The 8,424-nt window shown below is 75.0% G+C and carries 5 protein-coding genes and 1 pseudogene; 2 read left to right on the top strand and 4 right to left on the bottom strand.

What is annotated here, in order from left to right; all coding sequences use genetic code 11:
- Positions 1 to 102: 102 nt before the first annotated feature.
- Positions 103 to 2,778, top strand: coding sequence for an ATP-dependent RNA helicase (locus OO54_RS31860; RefSeq protein ID WP_033209279.1), 2,676 nt, complete (start codon positions 103 to 105; stop codon positions 2,776 to 2,778).
- Here OO54_RS31860 and pgfA read toward each other — a convergent pair.
- The 3 genes from pgfA to OO54_RS31870 form a co-directional block, all read right to left on the bottom strand.
- Positions 2,762 to 3,745: a cell envelope lipid trafficking protein PgfA gene (gene pgfA, locus OO54_RS31865; protein WP_033209264.1), complete on the bottom strand. Its 984-nt coding sequence runs from the start codon at positions 3,743 to 3,745 to the stop codon at positions 2,762 to 2,764. The genes OO54_RS31860 and pgfA overlap by 17 nt on opposite strands.
- Positions 3,746 to 3,756: 11 nt before the next feature.
- The gene (locus OO54_RS45305) at positions 3,757 to 3,897 is read right to left on the bottom strand and encodes an SPW_0924 family protein (protein ID WP_017238693.1); all 141 of its coding nucleotides are present in this window, start codon (positions 3,895 to 3,897) and stop codon (positions 3,757 to 3,759) included.
- A gap of 158 nt (positions 3,898 to 4,055) precedes the next feature.
- Positions 4,056 to 5,819, bottom strand: a complete 1,764-nt coding sequence (locus tag OO54_RS31870) for a lytic transglycosylase domain-containing protein (RefSeq protein ID WP_033209265.1) — start codon at positions 5,817 to 5,819, stop codon at positions 4,056 to 4,058.
- A gap of 258 nt (positions 5,820 to 6,077) precedes the next feature.
- On the opposite strand from OO54_RS31870, the gene OO54_RS44140 reads away from it, so the two are divergent.
- Positions 6,078 to 7,061 carry a DUF4184 family protein gene (locus OO54_RS44140; protein ID WP_078905445.1) on the top strand — a complete coding sequence of 328 codons (984 nt, stop codon included), beginning with the start codon at positions 6,078 to 6,080 and terminating at the stop codon, positions 7,059 to 7,061.
- 178 nt (positions 7,062 to 7,239) lie between these two features.
- Here the strand turns inward: OO54_RS44140 and OO54_RS48610 are convergent.
- Positions 7,240 to 7,962: pseudogene (locus tag OO54_RS48610) on the bottom strand (serine hydrolase); the annotation flags it as partial.
- Between the last annotated feature and the right edge of the window lie 462 nt (positions 7,963 to 8,424).

An 8,424-nucleotide genomic window follows, 5' to 3' on the forward strand; every position in this document is an offset into this window, starting at 1 on the left:
GGGCCGCTCCCGCACTCCGAATAGTCGTATCAGTCGTATGACCAGGTGGGCCCTGTGGACAACAGGGCCCACCTCTTCTTCTCCACGTACGAGACTGAACGCGTGATCCGACACGACGCACTCGACCGTCTCCCCGTCCGCCATGCCGTCCCCGAGCTCCTCAGCGCGCTCGCGGAGCGCGGCACGGCGGTGCTGTCCGCTCCTCCCGGCACCGGCAAGACGACGCTGGTGCCGCTGGCGCTGGCCGGGCTCATAGGGGACGGACCGGGACGCCGGGTGCTGGTGGCCGAGCCGCGCCGGATGGCGGTGCGGGCGGCGGCCCGGCGGATGGCGTGGCTGCTCGGCGAGGAGGTCGGCGGCGCGGTCGGCTTCTCCGTGCGCGGCGAGCGACGGTCCGGGCCCGCGACCCGGGTCGAGGTGGTGACCACGGGCGTCCTGCTCCAGCGGCTCCAGCGCGACCCGGAGCTGGCGGGCGTGGACGTGGTCCTGCTGGACGAGTGCCACGAGCGGCATCTCGACGCCGACACCGCCATCGCCTTCCTCGTGGACGTACGGGCAACGCTCCGGCCGGAGCTGAGGCTGATCGCGGCCTCGGCGACGAGCGACGCGGAGGCGTGGGCGGAGCTGCTCACGGCGGTGGACGGCAACGGGCCCGCCCCGGTCGTGTGGAGCGAGGGCGAGGGGCACGGGTACGCGGTCCGGTTCGCCGCGCCGCCCACCGGGATCAAGCCCTCGCACGGCACCTGGGTGGATCCGGCGCTGCTGCGCCACGTGGCGGCCACCGTCCGGCGGGCCATGGAGCAGCACGAGGGCGACGTCCTCTGCTTCCTGCCGGGCACGGGGGAGATCGCGCGGACCGCGGGGCTGCTGTCCGGCCTGGACGCCGAGGTGCTCCAGCTGCACGGACGGGCGCCGGCGGAGGTGCAGGACGCGGTGCTGCGGGGCGCCGGGCCGGGCGGGCGGCGGCGGGTCGTGCTCTCGACGTCGGTGGCGGAGTCGAGCCTGACGGTTCCGGGGGTGCGGATCGTGGTGGATTCGGGGCTGGCACGGGAGCCGCGCATGGACCACGCGCGGGGCCTCGGCTCGCTGGCGACGGTCCCGGTGTCGACCGCCGCGGCGACCCAGCGGGCCGGGCGGTCGGGGCGCGAGGCGCAGGGCGTGGTCTACCGGTGCTGGTCCGAGGCGGAGGACGGGAGCCGCGCCCGGTACCCGTCGCCCGAGATCAGAATCGCCGACCTCGCGGACTTCGCCCTGCGGGCCGCCTGCTGGGGCGACCCGACGGCCGCGGGGCTCGCGCTGCTCGACGCGCCTCCCGCGGGGGCGATGGCGGCGGCCCGCGCGGTCCTGGAGTCGATCGGAGCGGTGGACGGGGGCGGCCGGGCCACCGAGCGTGGCGTACGGATGTCCCGGCTCGGGCTGCACCCCCGACTGGGCCGTGCCCTGCTCGACGGCGCGCCTGAGGTCGGGGCGCGCCGGGCGGCCGAGGTGGTGGCGCTGCTCAGCGAGGAGCCGCCTCGTGAGTACGGGGACGACCTGGCGGCGGCCTGGCGCGCGGCCCGCCGTGGGGCCGACGGCTACGGAGCACGGTGGAAGGCGGAGGCGCGCCGCCTGGAGCGGTCGGCCGGCGAGGCGGCGGGCGTGTCCGGGTCTGAGTCCGGGTCCCAGTCGCAGTCCCGGTCCGGGTCCGGGTCCGGGTCCGGGTCCGGGTCCGGGTCCGGGTCCGGCGGTGGGGGCGCCGGGGAGGTGGGGGGCTCCGTGGGGTTCGGCGGCGGGGGCGGTGGGGGCGCCGGGGAGGGCGAGGACGCGGTGGCTGGTCTGGTGACGGCGCTGGCATTTCCGGAGCGGGTGGCCAGGGCCAGGGAGCAGGGCGGCTATCTGATGGTGTCGGGGAGCGGTGCGCGGCTCGCCGAGGGCTCGGCGCTGCGCGCCACGCCGTGGCTGGCCGTGGCGGTGGCGGACCGCACGGCGCGGGACACGACGGCACGGGTGCGGCTCGCCGCCGTGGTCGACGAGTCCGTGGCGCGACGGGCCGCCGGCCATCTGCGGTCGACGGGCGAGGAGGTGCACTGGGAGGACGGCGACGTGGTGGCGCGCTCGGTGGACCGGCTGGGGGCGGTCGAGCTGACCGTGCGGCCGCTGGGGGCAGGGGCCGCGCCCGCTCTCGTACGGGAGGCGCTGCTGGACGGGCTGCGGCGCGAGGGCCCGGGGCTGTTGCGGTGGGGCCGGGAGGCGGGCGAGCTGCGGGAGCGACTCGCTTTCCTCCACCGGGAGTTGGGGGAGCCCTGGCCCGATGTGGCGGACGGGCCACTGGTCGAGCGGGCCGGGGAGTGGCTGGAGCCGGAGCTGTCCCGGGCGGTGCGCCGCGCCGACCTGGGGCGGATCGACGCGGGTGAGGCGTTGCGGCGGCTGCTGCCGTGGGCCTCGGGTGAGGCGGGCCGGCTGGACGAGCTGGCGCCGGAGCGGATCGAGGTGCCGAGCGGTTCGCGGATCCGGGTCGACTACGGGGGCGAGCGGCCGGTGCTGGCGGTGAAGCTCCAGGAGATGTTCGGTCTCGCCGAGACCCCCCGGGTGGCGGGTGTCCCGGTGCTCGTCCACCTCCTCTCCCCCGCCGGGCGGCCGGCGGCCGTGACCGCGGACCTGGCGTCGTTCTGGCGGGACGGCTACCGCGCGGTGCGGGCGGAGCTGCGGGGGCGGTACCCGAAGCACCCGTGGCCGGAGGATCCGTCGCGGGCGGAGCCGACCCGGCACACGAGCGCCCGGCTCAGACGGGAGGGGTGACCGGGGCGGCCGGGGCGGCCGGCGCCGCGCGGCGGGACCGGGCCTCCAGCCAGAGGGAGAGGGCGAGGAGGACGAGGGCCAGGAAGGTGAGGCTCCAGGGGCCGTAGGAGACGAGCATCAGCACCGAGAGGCGGTTGGCGGAGACCAGTTCGCCGACGCTCTGGAGGTAGTCCTCGCGCATCTTCACGTGGCCCTCGAAGACGGTGAGGGTGTCCCGGCCCATCAGCGCCTTGGCGTTGCGGAGCTCCTCCTTGTGGATCTCCTCGCCGTTGACGGGGGCTCCGGTGACCGGCTCGATCCAGAACATGCGCTTGGTCGTGTACCAGCGGGTGAGACCGGAGTCGGCGAGGACCTTCGGGGTGATGCCCTTGACCGGCATGGCCTTGGGCATGGCCACCTTGGTCCAGGGGATGGTCTGCTCGAAGTAGTAGACCTCCATGCCGCGGAAGGTGCGGGTGCCCTTGTAGTGGATGGGGGCCGCGGTGCGGGTCTGGGCGTCGAAGTACTGGTAGTCCCGCTTCTCGGTGAGGAAGGGGAACTTGAACTCGATGCCCTCGCGCCGGACCGGGTCGCCGTCGACCGTCTCGCCGGTGGCGTGGACGGGGGCCTGGGTGTGGGCGTCGAAGATGTACCGCTCGGGGACCTGGGAGACCATCTTGCCGTCGGGGCCCGTGACGTAGGCGAGGGCGTCCCAGACGACGACGTCGCGTCCGGCGTCGCGCTCGATCCGCCGGGACTCCTCCACGTTGCCCTTGAGGGTCTGGATGATCGTGATCTTCTCGACCTTCTCGGCCTGGAGCGTGGAGTAGTTGAGGAGGGTCGCGGGCCGGGCCTCCAGGACGGTCTCCTGGTACTGGTTCGGCGGGATCTTCGCCAGGCGGGGGAAGGCGTACCAGCGCAGGAAGGGGGCCATCGCGGCGCAGAAGACGGCGAGGGCGAGCAGGACGAGGCTGGCCGGGCGGCGCACGGTCGCCCCCTCTACTTCTTGGGGCCGGGGTCGGCGGTGAGCAGGGGCTTGGGCGAGGTGGGGCCGTCGGGCGGCAGTTCGACCAGGGACACGAGGAGGACGAACAGCAGGACTGGGGCGAGTCCGATGGCGGCGGCGACGAGGGCACGCATGGTCGGCCTCCCGGGTTGCGATCTGATGCGTCGTCAGGGCGGGGGCACCGTAGCAACGCGACCGCGAGATGAGAACACGTTGCACCCGGGTAACGCGGAGCGCCGCCCCGCCGTCCGGTGGGGACGACGGAGCGGCGCGGAAGCGGGTCGCCGACGGGTCAGGCCGTGGGAGAGGAGCTGGGAGACGGAGTGGCCTCGGGCGATCCGGTGCCGGAGGGCGTCGGCTCCGGCGTCGGCGGCGCCTGGACCGTGAGCTCGACGAAGACCTTGCCGCCACCGGGCGTGGTCAGCTGGAGGAAGAAGGTTCCCGCCTTGTCGCCCGCGAACAGGGTGTCGGGGGCGAGGGTGAGCAGTCCGTCGACACCGGTCGTGAGGGTGACGGTGCGGACGGTCTGGTCCCCCTGCTTGAAGTACGGGCCCTCGGTGCTCTCCTGGGGGTCCGTGTCCGAGGTGACGACCGTGGCGGTGACGGCCACGCCGGGGGCGAGGACGCCGTCGTGGGTGGCCTTCACCTGGATCTGCTGGCTGAAGGCGGTGCCGGTGGTGGCCGTCGGGATGCCTTCGCCGACCCGGGTGAGGGTGTCCGCCTGGCGCTCGGTGACGGTCGCGGCGAAGTCGGCCGCGGCCAGGGTCCGGCCCACGACGGTGGCGCGCACGGTGAAGGTCCCCGTCCGAGCACCGGCCCGGAGGAGGGGAGAGGAGGCGAGGCCGGCCGAGCCGGTGGTGACGGTGACGGCCGTCGTGCCGCCGGCGAAGCGGGCGTCGGTGGTCCCGGCGATCTCGAACCGGACGCCGACCCCGGCGACCGGCTTGCCGGTGGCGTCGAGCGCCACGACCCGGGGCGCTCCCGTGAAGTCGCTGCCGGTGGTCGCGGTCAGCCGGCCGTTGGCCACGATCGTCAGCCGGACGACCTTGGCGGCGGGCGTGACGGTGGGCGGGGTGACCGGGGGCTTGGTCGGAGTGGTCGGCGGCTTGACCGGCGCGGGGCTCGTCACCGACGGCTTCGGCTTCGGCGTGACCGGCGCCGGGGTCGTCGGGGCGGGCGAGGGCGGCACGGTGGGGCGGTTGCCGCGCACCGGGTCGTCGCTGCGGTCGACCGGGAGCGTTCCCGTGCCGTCCGGGATCTGGTGGGTGCCGCGCTGGTAGTACGAGACCCAGGACATGACCAGGTTCAGGTACTCCGTCGAGCGGTTGTAGCTGAGGATCGCCCGGTCGAGGTCTGCCTTGAGCGCGAGGTTCCGGTCGTTCGCGCAGAGGTAGGCGCCTGCGGCCTGCGCGGCGTCGTAGATGTTGTTGGGGTCCTTCTTGCCGTCGCTGTTGGCGTCCTGACCCCAGGTCGCCCAGGTCGACGGGATGAACTGCATCGGGCCGACGGCGCGGTCGTGGACCTTGTCGCCGTCGTAGGCGCCGTCGTCGGTGTCGGAGATGTTCGCGAAGCCCACGCCGTTGAGGACGGGACCGAGGATCGGGGAGAGGGTCGTCCCGTTGGCGTCGACGCGACCGCCGCGCGCCTGGCCGGACTCGACCTTGCCGATGCCGGCGAGCAACTGCCAGGGCAGGTTGCAGCCCGGGGTGGTCGAGCGTATCGACTGCTCGGCGCGCTTGTACGCGGCGAGGACGGATGCGGGTATGCCGGCCTCGGCCGGGCCGGTGATCACCGGCAGGTTGGTGATCGCGCCGGGCTTGTTCGGCGTGTTCAGCGGGGGCAGTTCGGTGTAATAGGGGGAATCGCCGGTCGCGGAGCCGTCGCCCGACGGCGGCACGGTCTCACCGGCCCCGATCGCGCGGTCCCCACCGGTGTTGTCCGCGGGCGGCTGTACGGCCTCCGGCGCCTGCGAAGCCGCGAGCGCGGCGACAGCCGCGGCCATCACCACACCGCTGGTGGCCCCCTTGCGCAGTCGATGGCCGATGTGCGCTGCCATACCCGTGGTCCCCTCCCCGTCGACTCCGTCCCGCGCTCCCCGCGCGTGACCTCTGGCGACCCTATGCCAACTCCCGACCGCCGGACACCGGCGCCTGACCGTGTTTCACGGTTTCGTCACCTCTCGGCCCCCTTCCGAACAGCCGCCTTTCGATCCGGTACGGCGGCGGACGGGAACCGACCGGCGCTCCGGGGCCCTCTTGCACTGCGGCCGCTCCCGCTCCATGGCCGTCACCACCGGAACCGAGGGGACCTCCCGTTGCCGTTCACGCTGAGTCATGCCGCTGCCGTGCTGCCCGGACTGCGCCGGAACGGGACCGCGCGCGGACCCCTGGTCGCGTCCGCGCTCGTCGCGGGGTCCTTCGCCCCCGACATGACCTACTTCGCCGCCACCGCGGTCCCGGGGGCGATGGACCTCGGCGACGTCACCCACTCCCCCGTCGGGATCGTCACGGCCGACGTGCTCATCACCGCCGTGCTCGTGGGTCTCTGGCTGACCGTCCGGGAACCGCTCGTGGCGCTGCTGCCCGCCCGGTGGCGCGGGCCGGTGTACGGACTGGTCCGGGGCCGCCCCTGGCGGGACCGGCACGCGGCGGCCCTCACCGGCTGGTTCTTCCTCTCCGCGGTGATCGGCTCGACCACCCACGTGGTGTGGGACTCCTTCACCCATCTCGACCGCTGGGGCACCCGCGCGATCCCCTTCCTCGGCGAGATCGTGGCCGGGTTCCCCGTCTACCTCTACGCGCAGTACGGGGGTTCGGCGCTGGCCCTCGGCCTGCTCGGCTGGTTCACCGCGCGGGCGCTGCGCTCCGCCGGTCCCGGTGCGGAGCTGCCGCCCCGCGTGCCGGTCCCGAACCGGAACGGGCGGCTCGTGGCGATCGGTCTGATCGGTGGCTGCGTCCTCGCGGGCGTCGTCCACCGGGTGGCGCGCTGGGCCGCGTACTGGGGCTGGGACCGGATCGAGACGCCCCTGGACATCATTCCGACGGCTTGTTTCGGGGCCGGCGCGGGGCTCGCCGTCGGGCTCGTGCTGTACGGGACGGGGGCGCGGCTGCGGGGAGGGCCGCCTGCTCCGTCGACGGAGGACCGGGCGAGGTCCGCGACGGTCCCGGCGCCGGAAGGGGCCCTTGGGGAAGAGGCGCCTGGGGAAGTGGCTCCTGCAGAAGGGGGCCCTGTGGAGCAGGCCCCGGGGGGAGGGCGCCCGGCTCCTCGTGCGGAACGCTCCCGTCAGGGATCTCGCTGATCTCCTCGGGCGGGGTGAAGCCGCGGGCGGCCGTGCCGGCGGCGAGCCTGCGGTGCACGGCGAGGGCGACCCCCTCCAGGGTGCGGACGCCGTACCGCTTGGTGGGGTTGTCGTGGCTCAGGAGGGCGATCCGGTAGTCGATCGCGGGGGCGTCCGTGCCCGTGGTGCCGGCGGCCGGGCGGACGATGCCGACGCTGTGGACCCGCCAGCCGTGGGTGGCGCGGGGCAGCCAGCCGTTCTTGAGGTGGACCTTGACCGTGCGGGGCGCTCCCGCGGTCACCCCCCAGGCCTGGTCGCGGATGACCTGGCCCATCAGGGTCAGGGCCTCGGTACGGCGGGAGACCGCGGCGAGCAGGGCCAGTTGGTCCCGGGCGGTGGTCCGGGTGAGGCCCCAGTAACGGTCGCGGCCGAGGACCGTGTCCTGTGCCCCGGCCTCGCGCAGCACCCGGTTCAGCCGGGCGCGGGACAGGCCCTGCCAGAGGTCGCTGGCCGCGGTGTTGTCGGAGCGCGTGATCATCGCCTTCATCCGCCGGGCCTCCATGCGGGTCGGCGCCCGGCCGAGCTCCTCGGCGCGGCCGAGGACGGCCTGCATGATCAGGACCTTGGCGATGCTGGCGGAGTCGTACGCCCGGGTGTCGCCCAGCCGGCAGCGCAGTCCGCGCCGGACGTCGTGGACGGCGACGGAGACGGTGCCGTCGCGGCCCTTGAGCGCCGACTCGATGTCCTGGGAGAGCCGGGCGGCGAGAGTGGGCTCACGGGACGAGGAGCAGAGTGCGGGGGCGCGGTGCGGTCGGGGTGCCTCGGCGGACCAGGCGGTTTCGGAGGCCCCGGTGGCACCGGAGGCGCCGAGGAGGGTGCCGAGCAGGGCCCAGGCGCGGAGGCGGGGGCGGCGCGTGATCATGCTCCCCAGTGTCGGGAGCGGGGGCGTTTCGGGCGCGCCCTGGATGGTCCACCTGGCCGCACGGGTCCGGCCCGGGGGTGGGGCGCGGGTCCGCCGGTGCGGGTCCCTGGTGCGGGTCCCTGGTGCGGGTCCCGGCGTGGGTCCCCGTGCGCTGGCGCGGTGCGGGTCCTAGTTGTGCCGCCGCGCCCTCCCGTGCGGGTTCGGGTGCCTTTCCGGGTCTCCTGGTGCGGGTTCAGGCGCGGAAGCCTAGGCCCGGCAGGGGGCGCCGTCCCGTGTGCCCACCCGTCCCGCCCCAGCGGGACGATTGCCCACACGGCGGGTGGCGCGGGGGTCCGGGCGCAGCCCGCACGGCGCGTGGGCAGGGGGGCGGGCGCAGCCCACACGGCGGGTGGCGCGGGGGTCCGGGCGCAGCCCGCACGGCGCGTGGGCAGGGGGGCGGGCGCAGCCCACACGGAGGGGGCC

The sequence above is a fragment of the Streptomyces wedmorensis genome (assembly GCF_000716445.1).
In the GTDB taxonomy this organism is placed as follows: Bacteria; Actinomycetota; Actinomycetes; order Streptomycetales; family Streptomycetaceae; genus Streptomyces; species Streptomyces wedmorensis.